22 protein-coding genes and 1 riboswitch are annotated in these 21,307 nt (G+C 72.7%); of the genes, 12 read left to right on the plus strand and 10 right to left on the minus strand.

Going from position 1 to position 21,307, the window contains the following annotated elements; translation table 11 throughout:
- The first annotated feature begins 51 nt into the window (after positions 1 to 51).
- On the plus strand, positions 52 to 498 hold the full coding sequence (locus tag ASG70_RS00720; RefSeq protein WP_082589862.1) for a PLDc N-terminal domain-containing protein: 447 nt from the start codon (positions 52 to 54) through the stop codon (positions 496 to 498).
- A 19-nt stretch (positions 499 to 517) separates the two neighbouring features.
- Here ASG70_RS00720 and ASG70_RS00725 read toward each other — a convergent pair whose 3' ends face one another.
- On the minus strand, positions 518 to 1,342 hold the full coding sequence (locus ASG70_RS00725) for a DUF1028 domain-containing protein (RefSeq protein WP_056881949.1): 825 nt from the start codon (positions 1,340 to 1,342) through the stop codon (positions 518 to 520).
- 81 nt (positions 1,343 to 1,423) lie between these two features.
- Between ASG70_RS00725 and ASG70_RS00730 the strand changes: the two genes are divergently transcribed.
- Complete coding sequence (locus tag ASG70_RS00730; RefSeq protein ID WP_056881950.1) at positions 1,424 to 2,521, plus strand: calcium:proton antiporter; 1,098 nt, start codon at positions 1,424 to 1,426, stop codon at positions 2,519 to 2,521.
- A gap of 43 nt (positions 2,522 to 2,564) precedes the next feature.
- Here ASG70_RS00730 and ASG70_RS00735 read toward each other — a convergent pair whose 3' ends face one another.
- From ASG70_RS00735 to ASG70_RS00750, 4 genes are all read right to left on the minus strand, one after another.
- Entirely contained in the window at positions 2,565 to 3,257 is a 693-nt protein-coding gene (locus ASG70_RS00735; RefSeq protein WP_162253875.1) for a DsbA family oxidoreductase, read from the minus strand.
- Between the two features lie 148 nt (positions 3,258 to 3,405).
- Positions 3,406 to 4,092: a C40 family peptidase gene (locus ASG70_RS00740; RefSeq protein ID WP_235531277.1), complete on the minus strand. Its 687-nt coding sequence runs from the start codon at positions 4,090 to 4,092 to the stop codon at positions 3,406 to 3,408.
- A gap of 53 nt (positions 4,093 to 4,145) precedes the next feature.
- Positions 4,146 to 4,359, minus strand: a riboswitch (cyclic di-AMP (ydaO/yuaA leader).
- A 181-nt stretch (positions 4,360 to 4,540) separates the two neighbouring features.
- Positions 4,541 to 5,239 (minus strand): metal-dependent transcriptional regulator, encoded by a 699-nt coding sequence (locus ASG70_RS00745; RefSeq protein ID WP_056881953.1) that lies wholly within the window; start codon positions 5,237 to 5,239, stop codon positions 4,541 to 4,543.
- Positions 5,240 to 5,264: 25 nt separating this feature from the next.
- Positions 5,265 to 6,557 carry an MFS transporter gene (locus tag ASG70_RS00750; RefSeq protein WP_235531278.1) on the minus strand — a complete coding sequence of 431 codons (1,293 nt, stop codon included), beginning with the start codon at positions 6,555 to 6,557 and terminating at the stop codon, positions 5,265 to 5,267.
- Here ASG70_RS00750 and ASG70_RS00755 point away from each other — a divergent pair.
- From ASG70_RS00755 to ASG70_RS18710, 4 genes are all read left to right on the plus strand, one after another.
- Positions 6,556 to 7,296 carry a hypothetical protein gene (locus ASG70_RS00755; RefSeq protein WP_056881955.1) on the plus strand — a complete coding sequence of 247 codons (741 nt, stop codon included), beginning with the start codon at positions 6,556 to 6,558 and terminating at the stop codon, positions 7,294 to 7,296. The two genes, ASG70_RS00750 and ASG70_RS00755, sit on opposite strands and share 2 nt — an antisense overlap.
- Entirely contained in the window at positions 7,293 to 8,123 is an 831-nt protein-coding gene (locus ASG70_RS00760; protein ID WP_082589866.1) for an SDR family NAD(P)-dependent oxidoreductase, read from the plus strand. The genes ASG70_RS00755 and ASG70_RS00760 overlap by 4 nt, the downstream gene beginning before the upstream one ends.
- Before the next feature lie 111 nt (positions 8,124 to 8,234).
- Positions 8,235 to 8,873 (plus strand): malonic semialdehyde reductase, encoded by a 639-nt coding sequence (locus ASG70_RS00765; RefSeq protein ID WP_082589868.1) that lies wholly within the window; start codon positions 8,235 to 8,237, stop codon positions 8,871 to 8,873.
- Positions 8,874 to 9,229: 356 nt separating this feature from the next.
- A complete protein-coding gene (locus ASG70_RS18710; RefSeq protein WP_162253876.1) occupies positions 9,230 to 9,922 on the plus strand; it encodes a DUF4232 domain-containing protein in 693 nt (230 codons plus the stop codon).
- A 36-nt stretch (positions 9,923 to 9,958) separates the two neighbouring features.
- On the opposite strand, the gene eda is transcribed toward ASG70_RS18710, so the two are convergent.
- The 3 genes from eda to pdxH all read right to left on the minus strand — a co-directional run bounded on the left by eda (position 9,959) and on the right by pdxH (position 13,356).
- On the minus strand, positions 9,959 to 10,621 hold the full coding sequence (gene eda, locus ASG70_RS00780) for a bifunctional 4-hydroxy-2-oxoglutarate aldolase/2-dehydro-3-deoxy-phosphogluconate aldolase (RefSeq protein ID WP_200949156.1): 663 nt from the start codon (positions 10,619 to 10,621) through the stop codon (positions 9,959 to 9,961).
- Positions 10,618 to 12,486, minus strand: a complete 1,869-nt coding sequence (edd, locus tag ASG70_RS00785) for a phosphogluconate dehydratase (protein ID WP_369818856.1) — start codon at positions 12,484 to 12,486, stop codon at positions 10,618 to 10,620. Before edd ends, eda begins: the two co-directional genes overlap by 4 nt.
- A gap of 189 nt (positions 12,487 to 12,675) precedes the next feature.
- The gene (gene pdxH / locus ASG70_RS00790) at positions 12,676 to 13,356 is read right to left on the minus strand and encodes a pyridoxamine 5'-phosphate oxidase (RefSeq protein WP_056881959.1); all 681 of its coding nucleotides are present in this window, start codon (positions 13,354 to 13,356) and stop codon (positions 12,676 to 12,678) included.
- Positions 13,357 to 13,403: 47 nt separating this feature from the next.
- On the opposite strand from pdxH, the gene ASG70_RS00795 reads away from it, so the two are divergent.
- Together ASG70_RS00795 and ASG70_RS00800 are read left to right on the plus strand one after the other, a co-directional pair.
- Positions 13,404 to 13,799: a hypothetical protein gene (locus ASG70_RS00795; RefSeq protein WP_056881960.1), complete on the plus strand. Its 396-nt coding sequence runs from the start codon at positions 13,404 to 13,406 to the stop codon at positions 13,797 to 13,799.
- 1 nt (position 13,800) lies between these two features.
- Positions 13,801 to 14,706: an oxygenase MpaB family protein gene (locus ASG70_RS00800; protein ID WP_082589872.1), complete on the plus strand. Its 906-nt coding sequence runs from the start codon at positions 13,801 to 13,803 to the stop codon at positions 14,704 to 14,706.
- A gap of 6 nt (positions 14,707 to 14,712) precedes the next feature.
- Here ASG70_RS00800 and ASG70_RS00805 read toward each other — a convergent pair whose 3' ends face one another.
- Positions 14,713 to 15,990: an MFS transporter gene (locus ASG70_RS00805; RefSeq protein WP_235531279.1), complete on the minus strand. Its 1,278-nt coding sequence runs from the start codon at positions 15,988 to 15,990 to the stop codon at positions 14,713 to 14,715.
- Between the two features lie 43 nt (positions 15,991 to 16,033).
- Here ASG70_RS00805 and ASG70_RS00810 point away from each other — a divergent pair, with 43 nt between their 5' ends.
- Complete coding sequence (locus ASG70_RS00810; RefSeq protein ID WP_056881962.1) at positions 16,034 to 16,900, plus strand: NYN domain-containing protein; 867 nt, start codon at positions 16,034 to 16,036, stop codon at positions 16,898 to 16,900.
- A gap of 6 nt (positions 16,901 to 16,906) precedes the next feature.
- On the opposite strand, the gene ASG70_RS00815 is transcribed toward ASG70_RS00810, so the two are convergent.
- Positions 16,907 to 17,488: a pentapeptide repeat-containing protein gene (locus ASG70_RS00815; RefSeq protein WP_200949157.1), complete on the minus strand. Its 582-nt coding sequence runs from the start codon at positions 17,486 to 17,488 to the stop codon at positions 16,907 to 16,909.
- A 117-nt stretch (positions 17,489 to 17,605) separates the two neighbouring features.
- Between ASG70_RS00815 and ASG70_RS00820 the strand changes: the two genes are divergently transcribed.
- From ASG70_RS00820 to serC, 3 genes are all read left to right on the plus strand, one after another.
- Positions 17,606 to 18,703, plus strand: coding sequence for a citrate synthase 2 (locus tag ASG70_RS00820; protein WP_056881963.1), 1,098 nt, complete (start codon positions 17,606 to 17,608; stop codon positions 18,701 to 18,703).
- 193 nt (positions 18,704 to 18,896) lie between these two features.
- Positions 18,897 to 19,889: a type IV toxin-antitoxin system AbiEi family antitoxin domain-containing protein gene (locus tag ASG70_RS00825; RefSeq protein ID WP_056881964.1), complete on the plus strand. Its 993-nt coding sequence runs from the start codon at positions 18,897 to 18,899 to the stop codon at positions 19,887 to 19,889.
- Between the two features lie 243 nt (positions 19,890 to 20,132).
- The gene (gene serC, locus ASG70_RS00830) at positions 20,133 to 21,254 is read left to right on the plus strand and encodes a phosphoserine transaminase (protein ID WP_056881965.1); all 1,122 of its coding nucleotides are present in this window, start codon (positions 20,133 to 20,135) and stop codon (positions 21,252 to 21,254) included.
- Positions 21,255 to 21,307 lie beyond the last annotated feature (53 nt).

Here is a 21,307-nt window from a genome sequence, read left to right on the forward strand (position 1 = left end):
GTCCCGCGCAATCGCCGGACAGCCGGGCCGGGCACCTGCCACCATCGGCCTGTGCTGATTCGTGGGGGCGTGGGGCTCGGGGTGATCCTGACGGCGGTGTGGATCTACTGCCTGCTGGACGTGATCATGGCCGACGAGCACCGCATCAGGAACCTGTCCAAGGCGACCTGGGTCGTCATCGTGCTGTTCACCTTCGAGGTGGGCGCGGTGGCGTGGCTCGTGGCGGGACGACCCCAGGGGCCGGCGCGCAGCCTCCCCTACAAGGGCAACGCCGGGTACCCCGAGTACGACCGACCCGGCAGGTTCGTCGCCACCAACCCCGACGACGACGCCGAGTTCCTGCGGAAGGTGCGCGAGCGCGCCGAGGCCCAGCGCCAGGAGGCGAAGCGGCAGCGCGCCGAGCGCGAGGCCGCCGAGGAGCGCGCGCTCGAGCAGGAGCGCAAGCGTCGGCTGGGGCACGAGCGCCCCGACGAGACCACCGACCCCCAGCCGGGCTGATACCCAGCCGGGCTGGACCTCAGGTGGTGGCTTCGCGCAACGCCGCCAGCACCTTCGCGTCGATGCCGTCGGGGCTCATCCGCATCTCGTAGTTCGCCTCGCCCGCCCACCGCTCCAGCGCCTCCGTGACGTCGTCACCACGATGGCCCAGCTGCGCCAGCCGAGCCGACACCTCGTCGGCGAGGTCGCCCGTCAGCGGCTGCACGTCCTCGGGCCGACCGAAGAGCAGGTCGTTGGTGCGCAGCAGCCGGGCGAGCTCGCGCGGTGCGTCCGGGTCGTCGTCGACGCGCACGTCCGCGAGCACCCCGCACGCGTCGTACCCCGCTCCCGGCGCGACCGCGTACAGGGCCGCGCCCTGGCGCCCGCGGGAGTCGCCGCCGGCCTCGTCCCCCGCGAGCAGCGCGGCGATGAGGCGGTCGGTGAGCGAGCCGCCGGCGGACCCCAGCCACGCGCGCTCCATGGCCTCGACGACCTCGGGACCGGTGAGGATGTTGCCCTGGATGGCGTAGCCGCCGGTGGCCTCGCGGCCACAGGCGCCACCGGCCCAGTCCATGCACTCGCCCCCGGTGTACGTCGCCTGCGAGTCGACCCCGACGACACCGAGCTGCCGGTGCTCACGCGCGTCGTCCGGGGTGGTGCAGGCCTCGACGGCAGCAGCCGCGTCGTGGCCGTCGGAAAGGGCGGCGAGTGCGGTGCCGCGGTAGGACACCCGGGCCATGGCCTGCGTGGCGACGGCACCGACGCCGAGCCGCACCTCAGGCACCACGGCCCCGACGAAGGGGAACTTGCTCGCCACGGCGACGCCGAACGCGTCACCGACCTGGCCCACGATGGAGAACGTCATGGCCCGAACCTAGACGCCCGCACCGGCGGGCGCCGCCCGGACCGATTGCGTGGGTTCGCCCCGGGTCTGGGAGACTTCCCCATGGCCGCGCGAACGACCAATCCCCTGCTCACCTGGACCACCCTCGCCCCACCACTGGCACTCGTCGCCCTGGTCCTGGCGTGGGGCCGGGACCTCGGCGCCGTACCGGTGGTCATCGTGGCCGCTGCCCTCGCAGCCGCCGTCCTGGCCGCGGTGCACCACGCCGAGGTCGTCGCCCACCGGGTCGGCGAACCCTTCGGTTCCCTCGTCCTGGCCGTCGCGGTCACCATCATCGAGGTGGCCCTCATCGTCACCCTCATGATCTCTGGCGGCAAGGACTCGACCAGCCTCGCGCGCGACACCGTCTTCGCGGCCGTGATGATCACCTGCAACGGCATCGTCGGGCTGTCGCTGTTCGTGGGGGCGCGCCGCTACAAGCTCATCTCGTTCAACGCCGAGGGCACCGGTGCCGCGCTCGCGACGGTGACCACCCTCGCCGCGATGACCCTCGTCGTCCCGACCTTCACCACCGGGCAGGTCGGGCCCGAGTTCACCCCGAGCCAGCTGGCGTTCGCCGCGGTGATCTCGCTGATCCTCTACGGCATGTTCGTGTCCACGCAGACCGTCAGGCACCGCGACTTCTTCCTGCCCGTCGGCAAGGAGGGCGAGCCCCTGTCCGACGAGCACGCCAACCCGCCGAGCGACCGCGAGACCTGGGCCTCCCTGGGCCTGCTGCTGGTCTCGCTCCTGGCCGTCGTCGGCCTGGCCAAGGTCGAGTCACCCGCGATCGAGTCGGCCGTCGCCGCGGCCGGGTTCCCGCAGTCGTTCGTCGGGGTCGTCATCGCCCTGCTCGTGCTGCTCCCCGAGACGCTTGCCGCGGTGCGCGCTGCGCAGCGCAACCGCATCCAGATCAGCCTCAACCTCGCCCTCGGCTCGGCGATGGCCAGCATCGGCCTGACCATCCCTGCCATCGCCATCGCGATGGTCTGGCTCGAGGGGCCACTGCTGCTCGGGCTCGGCTCCACGCAGATGGTCCTGCTCGGGCTCACCGTGCTCGTCAGCGTGCTGACCGTGGTGCCCGGCCGCGCCACCCGGCTGCAGGGCGGCGTGCACCTGGTGCTGCTCGCGGCGTTCGTGTTCCTCGCCGTCAACCCCTGAGGCGTACGGCTCCGACCCCAAGGGCGTACGGCGTGTGGCCGGCTCAGGCGCGCGGAGCGGCCTGGGCTTCCTCGGCGTGCAGCGGGTGGTCGGCGGCGGCGCTCTCGATGAGCCGGCCCAGCACCTCGACGGTGTGCACGCCGGACAGCCCCACCTTGCGGTTGCCGATGAAGAAGGGCACCCCGGTGATCCCGATGTCGCGGGCGGCCTCCTCGTCGGCGCGGACCTCGGCGGAGTACTCCTCGCCGGCCAGCACCGCGGACACCCGGCGGCCGTCGAGCCCCGCCTCGGCGCCGAGGCGCTGCAGGGTCTCGATGTCGTCGATGGCCCTGCCCTCGCTGAAGTGGGCGCTGAACATCCGCTCGAGCACCGCGGCCTGCAGGGCGTGGCCTCCCTGCGCGAGGCCGAGCGCCACGAGGCGGTGCGCGTCGAACGAGCTGGCCCGCAGCTGGGCGTCGACGTCGATCTCGATGCCGTCGGGCCTGCCCATGATCGCCGGGCGCTCGGCCATCTCACGCGCGCCCTCGAGGTCCACGCCGTACCGCTGCGCGAGCCACGGCAGGACGCGCTCCCCGCTGCCCCGCGGGGCCGAGGGGTCGAGCTCGAAGGCGTGGTAGGTGACGGCGACCTCGGCCGGGTGTGCGCTCTCCGCGATCGCGAGCTCCAGCCGGCGCTTGCCCAGGTAGCACCACGGGCAGACCACGTCGGCCCAGACGTCGATCTCCACAGCGTTCATGTCCCCCATACTCACACGACCCCACCGAGCGCGGTACGGGTCGGGGTGCCCCTCCGACGGCCCCGCACGCCGGCGGACACGGACGAGGCCCCCCACCTCAGTGCGGTGGGGGGCCTCGTCAGGGGCGCCGAAGGTGGGGCCGGGTTGGTCAGGGGCGACCGTAGGTCACGTCGCTGGACCAGATGGAGCGCAGCGCCACGGCCTTGCCGGTGCGCGGGCTGTCCCACATCATGCCGTTCCCGGCGTAGATGCCCACGTGGTAGGCGGGCGAGCCGAAGAACACGAGGTCACCGGGCTGCGGGTTGGAGACCGGGGTGGTCGCCTGGCGCTGCGCCTCGGCCGTGCGCGGCAGGCTGATGCCGGCCTGGCGGAAGACGTACTGCGTGTAGCCGGAGCAGTCGAAGCCCGCCGGCGTCGTGCCGCCGTAGACGTACATGATGCCGGCGTACTGGGCCGCGATGCCCAGGATGCCGCCGACAGCGGGCTTGGAGACGACCGGCGCGGTGCGCTGGGTCGACCGGCTCGCGACCGGGGCCGTGCGCTGGGGCACAGCCACCACGACAGGCTTCGGCTTCGGCTTCGGCTTCGGCTTGGCCGTCGCCTTGAAGCCGATGACGCCGAACGCGTCGGCGGCCTGCGGGGCAGCGGTCTTCGGGGCCTGCACGGCCACGGGGGCGACCGCAGCCGGCGCACCCTTGGTCGAGGGGTGACTCGCCGGGGCCGCCGAGGCGGGGAGGGCGAACGAGGCCACGAGGCCACCGGACGCCGCGATGACGGCGGTCGTCTTGACGGCCGGCTGGGCGGACTTCGCCGCGATGCCAGCCAGCTCGGACACGGGGTTGAAACGACCTGGCGCGCGGTGGCGACCAGCAGCGTGAGATGACACGGTCAGAGAACCTCCGACGCCTACGAGGTGAGCTGTCGGGTTCGGGTGGAGGTAGGTCACCCGGCCCTCACGGTTGCCTCCCGACCTTGCGGGCGCTCTGGTGAGGACTTCACCCCGAGGACCGTCCGGAGACGGACCAAAAGTGGGTCCCCCGCTCCTGCCAAGCGGTCTTGCTGGTGACCCGGGCGTGGTGACAGGACTAGGCGATCCACATCGGGCCAACCACCTCTAGGGGGTGAGGAGGTCTGGGACACCGTACACAAGCGTGGCGCCCAATGTCACGTTCGGGTCACGGCGGGTCAACAAAAGTCCATGAAAGCGCCCACAAATGGCAACGAAGACACGCTTCGCACCGGCGGTTCGTGCTCAGCGACCGCCGCCGCCTACCACAGGTCGGTCAGACCAGCGCGCCGAAGACGTGCTGCGCGACGTCGTCCGGCAGCGACACCGCCGTGGACTCCGGCGCACCCTCGCGCAGGGCCACGACGCGACCGTCGGCCCGGTGCACCCGCACCCGCTCGCCCGGAAGGAGCCGCGCGACGGTGAGCAGGCTCAGCGCCTCGTGGTCGACCTGGACGGGCTCCCCGATGCGGCGCACGAGGACGGTCTCGGGCGCCTCCTTCGCGAGCTCGGTGAGGGTGTGGAGCCCGAACCGGAAGTCCTCGCTCGGCTCCTCCTCGCCCAGCTCGTCGAGCCCGGGGATGGGGTTGCCGTAGGGCGAGTCGTGGTGGTCACGCAGCAGGGCGAGGATCTTGCGCTCCACCCGCTCGGACATCACGTGCTCCCAGCGGCAGGCCTCGTCGTGGACGTACTCCCACTCCAGGCCGATGACGTCGACGAGCAGCCGCTCGGCCAGCCGGTGCTTGCGCATGACACGGGTCGCGAGGAGCCGGCCCTCGTCCGAGAGCTCGAGGTGGCGGTCGCCGCCGAGGCTGAGCAGGCCGTCGCGCTCCATGCGGGCGACGGTCTGCGACACGGTGGGGCCCGAGTGCCCGAGACGCTCGGCGATGCGGGCGCGGAGGGGGACGATGCCCTCCTCCTCGAGCTCGAAGATCGTCTTGAGGTACATCTCGGTGGTGTCGATCAGGTCCGTCACAGGGCCAAGCCTCTCATCCGGGACCTCACCCCGTGACCTCCCGACGCCGCAGCGGGTCGAACCGCGGCACCCAGTAGCCGAGCCAGCCCGTGCCGACCAGCGCCAGGGCGCCGAGCCCCACACAGGCGACCGCAAGGCTCGACCAGGCGGTCACGGCGCTGATGAGCAGGGGCGCACCGCTGCCGCCGACCACCGAGACGAACCGCCAGCCGCCGAGGAACTGCGAGCGCCCGACGGGCGGGGCGTTGTCGGCCCCCAGCGTCATGACGATGCCGGAGCCCAGGCCGTTGCCGACGGCGGCGAGCGAGGAGGCCGCAAGCACCGCCCACGCGGTGGTGGTGAGCGGCAGGAGCAGGAGGCCGACCCCGAGCAGGACCACGCAGGGTACGGCGACCCACACCCGGCCGAACCGGTCCATGACCGACCCCGCCGGGTAGAACAGGAGCATCTCGACCCCGCCGGTGACGCCGAAGATCACCGCCGTCGCGCTCGCCGAAAGGCCGACGTGGGCCGCCCACAGCGGCACGAGGACCAGCCGGGAGGAGCGTGCGGCGCCGATGACCATGATCCCGAGGCCGAGGGTGAGGTAGGTGCGCCGGTGGTCCCAGATCACCCGCGCCGTCGACGACGAGGCCTGCGCGCGCTGCACCTCCTCGTGGGCTGCGGTGAGATCGGGAGCGCGCCAGACGAGCACCGCGGCGCAGATCCCGGCTGCCGCCGCGACGCCGAACCCGGCCTGTGGCCCGAACGCGTGGATGAGCGGCGCCCCCACGAAGGGCCCGACGAACAGGCCGATGCGGTTGACCCCGCCCAGCGTCGACAGGGCACGGGCCCGGAGCGCGAAGGGCACGGCGTCGATGAGGTAGGCCTGCCGCGCCACGAGGAACATCGAGGAGGTGAACCCCATCGCGAACACCGCGACCATGAGCACGACGACCGAGGGGGCGAGCAGCGCCGCCAGCGACGCGACGGCGTCGACCCCGCTCGCCCAGAGCAGCGCGCGGCGCTCGCCGATCCGGTGGACCATCGCCCCCGCCGGCACGGCGAAGAACAGCTCGGCCACCAGGGTCAGGCCCGCGGTGAGCGCGGCCACGGACGGCGACGCCCCGAGGGCGAGGGCGCTCAGCGCCACCACGGGAAGCATCGCGCCGGCGCCGACCGCTGCGACCACGGTCGGTCCGTAGGCCGACACCGCGATGCTGCGCAGGCGGAAGTCGGTGTCCGGGCCGGACGTCGGGGCGGTCGGTTGAGGCATCGTCGTCCATTCTGTCCCCTCCGCCGCGAGGACCTCGGCGCGGACGGGTACGTTGCCCGTCATGGAGCTCGTCGTCCCTGCCCGGTTCTGCGGCCCGCCCGAGTCCGGCAACGGCGGCTGGACCAGCGGCCACCTCGCCCGCCAGGTGCGCACCACCCCGGAGCTGCCGGCCGTGACCGTGCGGCTGCGGACGCCCCCACCGCTCGACCGGCCGATGACCGTGCGGGAGGTGCCGGGCGAGGGGGTGGTCGACGGCGCGGTCGAGCTCGTCGACGGCGACCACGTCGTCGCGCAGGCGTGGCCGGACCGCGGTCCGGGTCGCGAGGCCGTACCCGGCCCTGTCCCCTTCGAGGTGGCGGTCGCGGCCGGCGAGCGCTTCGAGGGGCTGGCCGACCACCCGTTCCGCACCTGCTTCTCCTGCGGCACCGGCCGCGAAGCCGGCGACGGCCTCCGGCTGCGTCCCGGCCGGCTCGAGGAGGACGAGGCTTACGCGTGCGCGTGGGTGCCTGACACCGGTGTGGACGTCGAGACGGTCTGGGCCGCCCTGGACTGCCCCGGCGGCTGGGCCTCCGGGATCGCCGGCCGGGCGATGGTCCTCGGCACCATGACCGCACAGGTCGACGACCTTCCCGTCGCCGGAGCGCCCCACGTCGTCATGGCGTGGCAGCGCGGGTCGGAGGGGCGCAAGCACCTGAGCGGCACGGCCCTGTATGCCGCCGACGGCCGCCTGCTCGCGCAGGCCGAGGCCACCTGGATCGCCGTCGACCCCACCACCGTCCGACCCGCAGGAGCGACCCGATGACCAACCCGACCTCCCCCGCCACTCCCGGGTCCGCTGCCCTTCCGGGGTCCGATTCCGCTACCGCGCGCACCTCCCCCGGTGCAGCCGGCCGCCCCCTGGCCGTCGTCACCGGCGCCAGCAGCGGCATCGGCGCGGCCACGGCCCGCCAGCTCGCCGCCGTGGGGTACGAGGTGGTCTGCGCCGCCCGCCGCTCCGACCGGGTCGAGGCGCTCGCCGCCGAGATCGGCGGACGCGCGGTCACCTGCGACGTCTCCGACGCCGCCGACGTCGCCCGCCTCGCCGACGTCGTCGGTGACCGGCTCGACGTGCTGGTCAACAACGCCGGCGGCGCGCTGGGCCTCGCGCCTGCCGCACAGACGGACGTCGCCGACTGGCGTGGCATGTTCGAGTCCAACGTCGTCGGCACGCTCCAGGTGACCCAGGCCCTGCTGCCCGCCCTCGTGGCCTCCGGCGCCGGCACCATCGTCAACGTCGGCTCGATCGCCGGCCGCACCGTGTACGAGGGCGGCTCCGGCTACACCGCGGCCAAGCACGCGGTCGCCGTGCTCACCGAGACCCTGCGGCTCGAGCTCGTCGACCAGCCCGTGCGGGTCACGGAGGTCGCGCCCGGGATGGTGCGCACCGAGGAGTTCTCGCTGACCCGGTTCGGCGGCGACCAGGAGCGGGCCGACAAGGTCTACGAGGGCGTCAAGGAGCCACTGGTGGCCGAGGACGTCGCCGAGGCGGTCGTGTGGATGGTGCAGCGCCCGGCCCACGTCAACATCGACCTGCTCGTCATCAAGCCGCGCGCCCAGGCCGCTGCCCACAAGGTGCACCGCGAGTCCTGAGGTCGACCGGAGCGCAGCGTCGCCGCACCCTCCCGGGACGGGCCATGATGGCCATGACCTGCGGTGACGTGGTTGGGGAATGCAGCCATGAAGTTGACGGTTCAACTTCACATGACCCAGACGCATGACGACCTGACCGAGCTCGAGGCCCAGTTCTCCGACCACCTCGAGCTCTCTCACGAGGCTGCAGACCTGCTCTTCCGCGAGGCCCGGACCGCGAACACCTTCAGCGACGAGCCTGTCACCGACGAGCAGGTGCGCGCGATCTACGAGCTGGTGAAGTGGGCCCCCACCTCCATGAACAACCAGCCGCTGCGCATCGTCCTGGTCCGCTCGCCCGAGGCCCGCGCCCGCCTCGTCGAGCACATGGGCGGCAACAACAAGCCCAAGACCTCGACGGCCCCCCTCGTGGCGATCCTCGCCGCCGACGACGACTTCCACGACGAGCTGCCCAAGGTCTTCCCGATCTTCCCCGGTGCCCGTGACGCGTTCGCCGACGACGAGATGCGCCGCACCTCGGCCACCATGAACGCCACCCTGCAGATGGCTTACTTCATCCTCGGCGTGCGCGCTGCCGGCCTGGCCGCGGGCCCGATGACCGGGTTCGACGCCGCCGCCGTCACCAAGGAGTTCTTCCCCGACGGCAAGCACCGCGCCCTGGCCGTGGTCAACATCGGTCGCCCCGGCGACGGCGCGTGGTTCGACCGCCTGCCGCGACTCGACTACGACGAGGTCGTGACCACCGTCTGACGACTGTCCTCACCCTCCGGGCCACGATCCGGACATGTCCGGTTATCCCGTTGCGCACGGCGCCCGCGCGACTTAGCGTCGGAGTACACGGAAGGGAGGTGGTCCAGGAATTGATTTCATATTGGACGCGTGAGGTGACTGCGCGCTAGGTGCGCAACGTCGACTGCTTCGACGGCGCGACCCGCGCAATCCCAGCAGTTCACCGCAGCCCGCGGGCCGTGCAGGTCGTCCCCTGCACATGCTGAGCCGCTCGATTCGGCGAGGCGAGGCCCGCGGGCTGTTCCATGCCCCGGCCGGCCAACCCCGAGGTCGTCCCGGTCGTCCCAAGGGTGACGGCAATCGACAGGAGGCACGTCATGGGAACCACGAGGCACTCCGCACGACGTCAGGTCTCGGGGCTCGCCCTCGTCGCGACGACGGGGCTGGCCCTGGCGGCCTGCGCCGGCAGCGGCGGCTCGGGCACGCCCGGCACGACGACCAGCAGCTCGGGACCGTCGTCGACCTCGACGACCTCGCCCTCGTCGTCGACCTCACCGAGCGCCGGGTCGTCCACCTCCGCGAGCAGCAGATCGTCGGGCACCAGTTCCGGCGGCACGTCCAGCTCGACCAGCGGCGGAGCCACGGCGGCGCACCGCTGCACCGCTTCCACAACCACGACCAGGGCCGTCACGCAGCCGGGCAGCGGCGCGGCGGGCAGCTTCGTCGTGGAGCTCGTCACGAGGAACACCGGGCGCAGCGCCTGCGACCTGCAGGGGTACCCCGGAGTCTCCCTCACGGCACCGGACACGGGGGCGCAGATCGGTGCCGCGGCCACCCGGGACCTCGGCCAGTCCCCGTCCCGCGTGCGGCTCGCGCCGGGCGCCTCCGCCATGGCGCTCGTACGGGTCGCCCAGGCGGCCAACTACGGACCTCGCTGCCACGGGGCCAGGGCTGCGGGCTTCCGCGTCTACCTGCCCGGGGAGACCGCCGCCCAGTTCGCGCCATTCGCCGTCGACGCGTGCAGCAACACGGCAACACCCCTGCTGTCCGTGCGCCCCTTCCACCGCTGACCGCTGCGGGAATTCCTCTGGTGCGGCGCGGGCGCCCTAGACCCGTAGCGCGGCGGCCTCGGCCGCGAGCGCCTCGATGCGTGCCCAGTCCCCTTGTGCCACCGCGTCCTTGGGGGTCAGCCAGGACCCGCCGACGCAGCCGACGTTGGGCAGGGCCAGCCAGTCGGCCGCCGTCTGCGACGTGATGCCGCCGGTGGGGCAGAACCGCAGCTGGGGGCACGGACCAGCGACCGCGGACAGGTAGGGCCGACCGCCGCTGGCCTCGGCGGGGAAGAACTTCATCGCCTCCAGCCCGGCCTCGGCCAGCGTCAGCATCTCGGTGAGCGTGCCTGCGCCGGCGAGCAGCGGCAGCCCGGATGCGAGCGCCGCCTCGAGCAGCCGCGGCGGCGACCCCGGCGTGACGATGAACTGGGCGCCGGCGTCCTGCACCTGCCGCACCTGCTCGGGCGTGACCACGGTGCCGGCGCCGACGACCATGCCCTCGACCTCGGAGGCCACGGCCTCGATGGCGCCGAGCCCTGCCGCGCTGCGCAGGGTCAGCTCGATGACGGGTATGCCGCCGGCGAGCAGGGCCCGCGCCAGCGGCACGGCCTGCTCGACGGAGTCGACGACCACGACGGGGACGACCGGGGCGAGGTCGAGCAGGTCGGCCTCGCTCGAGATCACGGGCTTGGCGACAGGGGCGGTCGCGGGGGTCATCGGGTCTCCTCGGCGGTGACGGCGGCGGTGGTGCGGTCGTACTGGCGCCCCAGGCCGGCGAAGACGTGGGCGCCCTCGTCGGCGCGGCCCACGGCGGCGCGCATCGGCGCGAACAGCTCACGCCCGGTACCCACGCCCTCGTCGCTCACGCGCTGGGCGGGCAGGCGTGCCGCGAACTCGGCGTCGTCGACGAGGACGTCGAGTCGGCCGGTGCGGGCGTCGACGCGGATGACGTCGCCGTCGTGGATCTTCGAGATCGGGCCGGCGTGGACCGACTCGGGGGTCACGTGGATCGCGGCCGGGATGGCCCCGGACGCCCCGCTCATGCGGCCGTCGGTGACCAGGGCGACGGCGTGGCCGCGCTTCTGCAGGACGCCGAGGGAGGGTGTGAGCGCGTGGAGCTCGGGCATCCCGTTGGCGCTGGGTCCCTGCTCGCGGATGACGACGACCACGTCGCGGTCGAGCTCGCGGCGGGAGAAGGCCTGGAGGAACCCGACCTGGTCGGTGAAGACGCGCGCGGGCGCCTCGACGACCTTGTGCTCGTCGGCGACGGCCGAGACCTTGATGACGGCGTGGCCGAGGGTGCCACGCAGGACACGCAGGCCGCCGTCGGCGGCGAACGGGTCGGTCGCCGGACGCAGGACCGACGGGTCGAGCGACTCGGCCGGGGCCTCGACGAACTCGAGCCCCCCGTCGACCAGCTCGGGCTTGCGCGTGTAGAGGCGCAGGCCGGGCCCGGCGAGCGTGAGGACGTCCTCGTGCAGCAGCCCCGCGTCGAGCATGGTGCGCACGAGGAACGGCGTGCCACCGGCCTGGTGGAAGTGGTTCACGTCGGCGGTGCCGTTGGGGTAGATCCGCGCGACCGACGGGACGGCGGCCGACAGGTCGTCGAAGTCCTCCCACGTCAGGTCGATGCCCGCGGCGGCCGCCATCGAGATCAGGTGCATCGTGTGGTTGGTCGAGCCGCCGGTCGCGAGGAGGGCGACGACGCCGTTGACGACGCACTTCTCGTCGACGACCTGCCCGATGCCGTAGGGCTGCTCCGACGCGGCGATCTCGGCGACACGGCGGGTGGTCGCGTCGGTCAGGGCGTCGCGCACCGGGTCGTCGGGGTGCACGAAGGCGGCCCCGGGCAGGTGCAGGCCCATGACGTCCATGAGCATCTGGTTGGAGTTGGCGGTGCCGTAGAACGTGCACGTGCCGGGCGAGTGGTAGGACGCCACCTCGCTCGCAAGCAGCTCGTCGCGGCCGGCCTCACCGGCGGCGAACGCCTTGCGGGTCTCGGCCTTCTCGGCGTTGGAGCGACCGCTGGCCATGGGGCCGGCCGGCACGAGCGCCGTCGGCAGGTGCCCGAACGAGAGCGCACCCGCGACGAGGCCGGGGACGATCTTGTCGCAGACGCCGAGCATGAGGACGCCGTCGAACACGTCGTGCGACAGGGCGATCGCCGTCGACATCGCGATGACGTCGCGGCTGAACAGGCTGAGCTCCATACCCGCTCGCCCCTGGGTGATGCCGTCGCACATGGCTGGCACACCGCCGGCCACGCGCGCCACGGCGCCGACCTCGCGAGCCGTCTGCTTCATGGCCTGCGGGTAGTGCTCGAACGGCGCGTGCGCCGACAGCATGTCGTTGTAGGACGTGACGATCCCGAGGCTGACACCCGTGTCGGCGGCCATCGTGGTGCGGTCGCTGCCGCCGCAGGCCGCGACGGCGTGGGCGAGGTTGGAGCAGCCGAGGTCGGTGCGTGCCGGGCGCAGGCTGAGCTCCGAGGCGGCGCGCGACAGGCGCTGGAGGTATGCCGTGCGGCTGGCTCGGCTGCGCTCGGTCAGGCGTGCGGTGACCTCAGCGACGACGGGGTGCAGGGCGGGGGCCATGGGGCTCCTGGGGTTCGGCGGTCAGGTGATGGACCGCGCGAACGACGTCCTTGGCGTGCGCGTGTGATCTCCTTCACAAGTGTGAAGGCGCCTGCCGGCCCTCCACCACGGCGTTCCGCCATGCGGACGGCGGGGCTCAGGGTCGTCTCAGCCCGTGGTTCGCCGTGCTCGTGCCCGTCAGGGCTGGCGGCGCGACAGGGTCCAGCTCGCGGCGTCGTCCAGCGTTCCCCTGCCGGTCCGGGTGAACACGAGCCGGTCGTGCAGGCGGTTGCGGCGCCCGCCCCAGAACTCGACCTCGTCGCAGGCCACCCGCCAGCCGCCCCAGAAGTCGGGGACGGGCACGTCGTCGGGGTGCCCGTGGTCGGGGTACTGCGCGGCATACCGGTCGTAGGCGGCCTCGAGCTCGGCCCGTCCCTCGACGGGCTGGGACTGCTGAGAGGCCCAGGCCGAGATGCGCGAGGCCCACGGGCGGGAGGAGAAGTAGCCCTGCACCTCCTCGCGGGTCAGGGCCTGCGCCTGCCCGCGGAAGCGGATGGCCCGGAACATCGACGGCCAGGTGAGGGCGGCGGCGATCCCACCGGTGGCCGCGATCTCCTGGCCCTTGGCGGAGGTGGTCGCGGTGACGAACCCCGGTCCGCGGTCGTCGAAGAAGCGCATGAGGACGGTGCGGACGTTGGGCATCCCGGCCGCGTCGACCGTGGCCACGGAGATGGCGGTGGGCTCGGGGACGTCACCCTGCGCCTCCTGGCGCGCGATGGCCTCCTCCACCCAGAGCCGCGCCTGCTGCCAAGGGGTCGGCGCCACCTGCTCCTCGGAGAGACCCTCGCCGGTGTAGTCCACGCGCCGCGCACTTGTCATGCCCCGAGATTAGGGTGAGGGAAAGACAGCAGCGACAGGAGTCACCCATGCCAGGCACCGGCAAGGCCGTCGGCAAGGTCGTCCGCTGGGGCGTGAAGTACGGCCCCCACGCCATCGTGCTCGCGCAGCAGGCCAGGGAGCCCGCCATGGCCGCGGCGCAGAAGGCGATCGACCGGCAGAAGGCCAAGCGGCGGGCCATCGAGCACGCCAGCACGGTGCGCGAGGGGTCGGTCCTGAAGACGTTCGACCCGCGGGCCGACCACGGCGAGGCCGTCTGGGTGGTGTTCGCCGGCGACGACCCGATCGCGACGCACCCGAGCACCGCCACCCCCATCCCCGAGCTCATCGCCAACAGCGACCTGTCGACGCGCGTGCGTCCCGCCGACCTGCCCTCCCCGGCCGAGCGCCTCAAGCAGATCCCGCGGCGACGCGGCGCGCACTGAGGTGTCCGTCCTCGACCCGGTGACCAACGGCGCCCGCCGCCAGCTCGCCCATGCCCTGCGCTCCAAGGTCGCCGGCGACGACGCCCGCACCAAGGCCGAGCGCATCTGGGGCGCGGAGGGCCCGCGCTGGTTCACCCCCGCCGACCCGATCTGGCGCGTCCACGCCGACGCCTCGATGTTCCCCGCCGGCATCAGGGCCCTGCTCCTGCAGTCGCTGCACCCGCTGGCGATGGCGGGGGTCGCGGGCCACTCCGGGTACAAGGGCGACCCGTGGGGACGGCTCCAGCGCACCAGCGAGTTCCTCGCGACGACCACCTTCGGCACCATCGAGGACGCCGAGGCCCTCATCGCACGCATCCGCGGCATCCACGAGCGCGTGCGCGGCAAGGCTCCCGACGGGCGCCCCTACGCCGCGAGCGACCCGCACCTGCTCAAGTGGGTGCACGTCACCGAGGCCGACAGCTTCCTCACCGCCTACCAGCGCTACGCCGTCGAGCCGCTGACCGACGCCGAGGCCGACCGGTACGTCGACCAGAGCTGCGTCGTCGCCCAGGCACTCGGTGTGGTCGACCCGCCGAGGACGGTCGCGGCGCTGCGCCAGGTCATCGAGGACTACCGCCCCGAGCTCGAGTCCACGCCCGCGGCACGGGAGGCGGCGCGCTTCCTGCTCGTGCACCCGCCCCTGCCCCTCGCGGCGCGGGCGGGGTACTCGGCCCTGGCCGCGGGCGCGGTGTCGATGCTCCCGTGGTGGGCCCGCCGCCCGCTCCGGCTCCCCTATCTCCCCGTCACCGAACGCGTGCTCGGCCGTCCCCTGGGTGGGGTCGCCACGGCGACGGTCCGGTGGGCCATGCACGACCCGGACGACGTTCGCCGCCGAGCGCTGGAGCAGCGCGACGCCGCGAGCTGAGCGCGGTTACGGCGTGGGGTGGCGGGCGTCGTAGCGCAGGAAGCCCGGTTGCACCCGCGCCAGGACACCGATCGCAACGACACAGGCGAGCCCGCCGATCACCGCGGTCCACGCCTCCCCCACCCCGGTCGACAGGAACCCGCCCGCGAGCTCCCCGAGCCGCGGGCCGCCGGCGACCACCACGATGAACACGCCCTGCAACCGGCCCCGCAGGTGGTCCGGCGTGGCTGACTGCAGGATCGTCGTCCGGAACACCGCACTGACGGAGTCGGAGCCGCCGGCGACGGCCATGGCGACCAGGCCCAGCCAGAGCGCCGTACCCCGGCTCACGACCCCACCGGCGGCGAGCATCGCGGCCCCGAACCCGGCGATCGCGAAGCCCCAGCCGACGACGGCGACGAGGATCGCCAGGCCCTGCCGGCGGACGTGGCCGAGCCGACCCGAGAAGAACATCGCCCCGATGCCACCGACCGCCGCCGCCGCCGACAGCGCTCCGACCGTCTTGGCTCCACCGCCGAAGATCACCGCGCCGGCAGCCGGGAACAGCACCCGCGGCTGGGCCAGCAGCATGGCGGCGATGTCGGCGACGAACGTCATGCGCACGTTGGGCCGGGTGCCGAGGAACGCGAACCCGTCGAGCACCGACCGCAGCCCGGGCCGGGTGGGTGCGGCGCCGTCGGCGGGCGGCTCGGGCGGCAGGGACGGGAGGGTGGCCAGGCCCCAGAGGGCAGCCGTGGTGATGACCGCGTCGGTCGTGTACGCCGCCTTGAACCCTCCCCAGTCGACGAGGACACCGGCCAGCAGCGGGCCCACCGTCATCGATGCGTTCATCGCGAAGACCGACAGGGCGTTGGCCGCGGGCAGCTGCTCGCGACGCAGGATGCGCGGGTAGATCGAGCTGCGCGCCGGGGACGCGACGGCGAACGCACCGTTCCACAGGGCGACCAGCAGGTAGAGGACCCAGACCTGCGTGTTGCCGAGCCACGCCTGCAGGGCGCACAGGATGCTCGTGGCGAACGCGACGCCCTGGGCCACCATCCCGACGACCCTGCGGTCGAAGTGGTCGACGAGGGTGCCGCCGTACAGGCCCATGACGACCAACGGCACGAGCGCGCAGAGCCCGACGATGCCGACCGCGGCGGTCGACCGGGTCAGGTCGTAGACCTGCAGGCCGATGGCGACCACCGCCAGCTGCGAACCGACGTTGGAGAGCGTGAACCCTGCATACAAACGCCGGTACGGCGCGTTCTCCCGCAGCGGGGCGAGGTCGAGCAGAAGCGGCACGACACGGACCCTACGTCGCGCTCCGTGCCGTAGCGTCGCCGCCATGGAAGCCCGTGCGCGCATCGCGCTGCTCATCGACGCGGACAACTCGTCGGCCAAGAAGCTCGACGTCATCCTCAGCGAGCTGTCCAAGTACGGCGAGACCAGCATCCGCCGCGCCTACGGCAACTGGACCAAGGCCAGCCTCCGGCCGTGGACCGAGGTCCTGCACCCCAACGCGATCCTGCCGATGCTGCAGTTCGACTACAGCCGCGGCAAGAACGCCAGCGACATGGCGATGGTCGTCGACGCGATGGCCCTGCTCTACACCGATCACCCCGACGCGTTCGGCATCGTGTCGTCCGACGCCGACTTCACGCCGCTCGTGATGCACCTGCGGGCCAAGGGCGCCCAGGTCTACGGCTTCGGCGACACCAAGACGCCCGAGGCGTTCCAGTCGGCCTGCACGAAGTTCCTGCTGCTCGACCAGATGACCGAGCAGGACGAGGACGGCTCGAACGGCGACGCGACCGAGCCGTCCCCCACGACCGGCAAGGGGAAGGCCAAGGCCGCCGTGGAGGCGCCGTTGAAGGGCGCTGCTCCCGCGGCCGGCAGGTCGACCGCCGCCTCGAGCAAGTCGTCCACGAAGAAGGCCGCCGCCGTCCCGGCCCGCAAGTCCATGGCCGAGCTGAAAGGAGACGCGAAGCTCGTGCGCCTGATGCGCAACGCGGTGGAGGCCGCGGCCGACGACGAGGGCTGGGCATCGGTCAGCACCGTCGGCAACCGCATCGCGAACCAGTCGTCGTTCGACTCCCGCAACCTGGGCTACGCCTCGCTGTCCAAGCTGCTCAAGGCCATCGACCTCTTCGAGTTCAGCGGAGAGGGCACCAGCAACTTCGCAGTACGCGACCGTCGGCGCGCCAAGGGGTAGGCGGTGTCAGTCGACCACGGTGAGGTCGAGCTCGGCGGCGAACACCTCGGCCAGGTCGATGAGCTGCAGGCGCGAGATCTTCGCCCCGGCCAGCCCGGAGACGCCGCGAGGAGCCGTCACCGCCGCCGTGCTGAGGTCGACGTCCTTGAGCTTGGCGCGCCCGAAGTCGGCCGTCAGCAGCCGGCCCCCGTCGAACCGGACCCGCGTCAGCGTCGCCTCGGCGAAGTCGGGCTCCACGAGCTGGCAGTCGACGAACTCGACGTCCGTCAGCCTGGCACCTCGCGCGTTGAGGAACTCGACCTTGCACCCCTCGAAGCGCACCCGGCGCAGCTCCGCGCCGTACAGCTGGACGGCGCCGAGCCGCGCCCCCCGGACGGTGCAGTCCTGCCAGGCCGTCTCGGCGAGGTCGACGCCTGCCCCGTGCACGCCCTCGAGGACGCAGTCGCTCCACCGCGCCCGCGGCGCGGTGAGGCCGGTCAGCGCGCAGCCCTCGAAGGTGCACTCGAGGAACCGCGCGTTCGCCGCCCTGGCCTCGGAGAGGTCGCCGTCGAAGGTGTCGCCGTCGTAGTCGCCGTCCGGAGTGAGCATGACGACATGGTGGCCCATGGGGCCGACGGTGCAGAATGACCGCACCGGGCCGGTGCGCGACACTCAGGCACACCGCCCGCACCCCTCGCCGACGACGCCGACCAGATAGGGGACCCCGTGTCCGACAGTGACTTCAAGCCCGGGCTCGAGGGCGTCATCGCCTTCGAGTCGCAGATCGCCGAACCGGACAAGGAGGGCGGCTCGCTGCGCTATCGCGGCGTCGACATCGAGGACCTCGTCGGGCGCATGTCGTTCGGCCGCGTCTGGGGCCTGCTCGTCGACAACGCGTTCGACCCCGGTCTGCCGCCCGCCGAGCCGTTCCCGCTTCCCGTGCACTCGGGTGACGTGCGCGTCGACGTGCAGTCGGCCCTGGCCCAGCTCGCGCCGCTCTGGGGGTTCAAGCCGCTGCTCGACATCGAGCCCGAGGAGGCCCGCGACAACCTGGCCCGCGCCTCGGTCATGGCGCTGTCGTTCGTCGCGCAGTCCGCCCGCGGCCAAGGCCGGCCGATGGTCCCGCAGCGTGAGGTCGACAAGGGCCACACCATCACCGAGCGGTTCATGATCCGCTGGCGCGGCGAGCCCGACCCGGCCCACGTCGAGGCCGTCGACGCCTACTGGGTGTCCGCAGCCGAGCACGGCATGAACGCCTCCACCTTCACCGCCCGCGTCATCGCCTCCACCGGCGCCGACGTCGCCGCCTGCCTGTCCGGGGCGGTCGGCGCCATGTCCGGGCCGCTGCACGGAGGCGCCCCCTCGCGGGTGCTGCACATGATCGAGGCCGTCGAGGAGTCCGACGACGCCCGCGCCTACGTCAAGGGAGTCCTCGACCGCGGCGAGCGCCTGATGGGCTTCGGCCACCGCGTGTACCGCGCCGAGGACCCCCGCGCCCGCGTGCTCCGCGCCACCTGCCAGCGGCTCAACGCCCCCCGCTACGAGGTCGCCGCGGCCCTCGAGCAGGCGGCCCTCACCGAGCTGCGCGAACGCCGACCCGACCGGGTCCTCGAGACCAACGTGGAGTTCTGGGCCGCGGTGGTCCTCGACTTCGCCCAGATCCCGGCCTCGATGTTCACGCCGATGTTCAGCTGCGCCCGCTCAGCCGGCTGGTCGGCCCACATCCTCGAGCAGAAGCTCACCGGCCGCCTCATCCGCCCCAGCTCCCGCTACATCGGCGAGGCTCCCCGCGGCGTCGAGGCAGTCACCGGCTACCGCGACTGACCCACGCCCCGGCACCAACTGGGCGCCCGTTCACGGCAGCAACCTCTGCTAGCAGAGGTTGCTGCCGTGAGCTCAGGTTGCTGCATACCCGCGCGGCAGCAACCTGTCCTGAGTCACTGGCGAGGGCGCGAGGCAGCTCGAGTTGTCCACAGGGCTCCAGCGCCGGACCCGCTGACTGCGGCAGGCTGCCGCGATGGAGCTGTACCAGCTGGCGCGCGACGACGTCGTCTCAGCGTCGGATGCCGCCCTGGTGGGGATCGGCCCGTCCGAGCTGCGCCGCCTGCGTAGGACCGGTCAGGTCCGCCGCCTCATCCGGGGCTGGTATGCCGTGCGCTCACCGACCTCGGACCACCCTCCGTGGGAGGGCAGGGACCGGTTCGACACCGAACGGCGGCAGCACCGCCTGCTGGCCATCGCCCTGTTGCGCTCCTTCGAAGGGCGAGTGGTGGCCAGTCACCAATCGGCCTTGGTGCTTCACGACCTACCCGTCTGGAAGTCGGACCTGCGCACCGCCCACCTCTCCCGGGCAGCAGATGACCACACCCGACAGCGGCCCTCGGCCGTCCTCCACCCTGCCTGCGGTGCAGCACCAGTTCACGCGTCTGGCGGCCACCCCACCGTCCCGGTGGCGCACGCAGTCCTCCAGGTGGGGATGGTGCCGACGGGGCCGGGACGGCGGCCCTTCCCGCTGGAGAGCCTCGTCGCCGCGGACGCTGCCCTCCATCAGCGGCTCATCTCCACGGCCGAGCTGGACGAGACGCTCGGGTCCTATGCCGGCCATCCAGGGATCACCGGAGTGCGCGCACTCCTCCAGCATGCGGACGGACGGCACGAGTCCGTGGGTGAGACCCGGTTGGCTCATGCGCTGCGGCTGCTGGGCTACCGGTTCACGCCGCAGGTGGAGGTTGAAGCAGAAGGAAGGCGGTGGCGTACCGACTTCGAGCTCGACGACGAACCGGTGGTGATCGAGTTCGACGGGCTGGCGAAGTACTCCGGCGACGTCGTCCACCCGACCGCAGAGCAGCTGCGCAGGGCGCTCGCGGTCGAGAAGTGGCGCGAGGACCGGCTGAGGGACACCGGTCGCGAGGTCGTCCGGTTCGGCTGGGGGGAGCTGGATGACCTCCGGCTCATCCGATCTCGGGTCGACGCCGCGGTTCAGCGGTCGCGAAGGCGCGTTCGGGCGTAGACCCGGCCTTGGTGCCACCCAGCAGAGCCTCCTGCCCGGGACCCAGGTTCCTGGCTGCCCGGGTGGCAGCAACCTCTGCTAGCAGAGGTTGCTGCTCATCGCGGGGCGCGGTTGGGGGCGGGACGCGGTTCGTGGGAAGGGCGCGGGTTCGGCCGGCGACACGGGGGAGCCGGGGCCGGGCCGGACGGTCCGGGTGGTGGACCTGACGTCCCACGCCTCGGGACGTGGTGTCAGACTGTCGGCGTGACCCAGACTGCCGCCCAGACGATTCCCGCCGACCTGCTCCCCAAGGACGGGCGCTTCGGCTCCGGTCCCTCGAAGGTGCGCCCCGAGCAGGTGGAGTACCTCGCGAGCCTCGGCACCACCCTGCTCGGCACCTCCCACCGCCAGGCCCCGGTGAAGAACCTGGTCGGCGCGGTCCGTGAGGGCCTGTCGGAGCTGTTCAGCCTCCCCGAGGGCTACGAGGTCATCCTCGGCAACGGCGGGTCGACCGCGTTCTGGGACATCGCCGCCTTCGGCCTGGTCCGTGAGCGGGCGCAGCACCTCGCGTTCGGCGAGTTCTCGTCCAAGTTCGCCAGCGTCACCAACAACGCACCCTTCCTCGGCGAGTCGACCGTCATCAAGGCCGGGCCCGGCACCCTCGCCAGCCCCGTCGCCGAGCCGGGCGTCGACGTCTACGCGTGGCCGCACAACGAGACCTCCACCGGCGTGATGGCTCCGGTCAAACGGGTCGAGGGCGCCGACGAGGACGCCTTGGTGCTCATCGACGCCACCTCGGGCGCGGGCGGCCTGCCGGTCGACGTCGCCGAGACCGACGTCTACTACTTCGGCCCGCAGAAGTGCTTCGCCTCCGACGGCGGCCTGTGGCTGGCTGCGTTCTCGCCGGCCGCCCTGGCCCGCGTCGAGGAGATCGCCGCGACCGGCCGCTGGGTCCCCGACTTCTTCAGCCTGCCGACCGCGATCGACAACTCGCGCAAGAACCAGACCTACAACACCCCGGCCCTGGCGACCCTCGCGCTGCTGCACTCGCAGATCGACTGGATCAACGGCAACGGCGGCCTCGACTGGGCCGTCGCCCGCACCGCCGACTCCAGCGGCCGCCTCTACGACTGGGCCGAGCGCACGAGCTACACCACGCCGTACGTCGCCGACCCGGCCGCACGCTCGCAGGTGGTGGCGACCATCGACTTCGACGACGCAGTCGACGCCTCTGCCATCGCCAAGACGCTGCGCGCGCACGGCGTCGTCGACGTCGAGCCCTACCGCAAGCTGGGCCGCAACCAGCTGCGCGTCGCGACGTTCCCGGCGACCGAGCCGGACGACGTCTCTGCCCTGATTGCGTGCATTGAGCACGTCGTGGGGTAGTTCGCGCGCGGTGATCTCTCACCCCGCGTAACCTCGGCCTCCACCACTCGTTG

The organism is Phycicoccus sp. Soil748, assembly GCF_001428025.1.
In the GTDB taxonomy this organism is placed as follows: Bacteria; Actinomycetota; Actinomycetes; order Actinomycetales; family Dermatophilaceae; genus Pedococcus.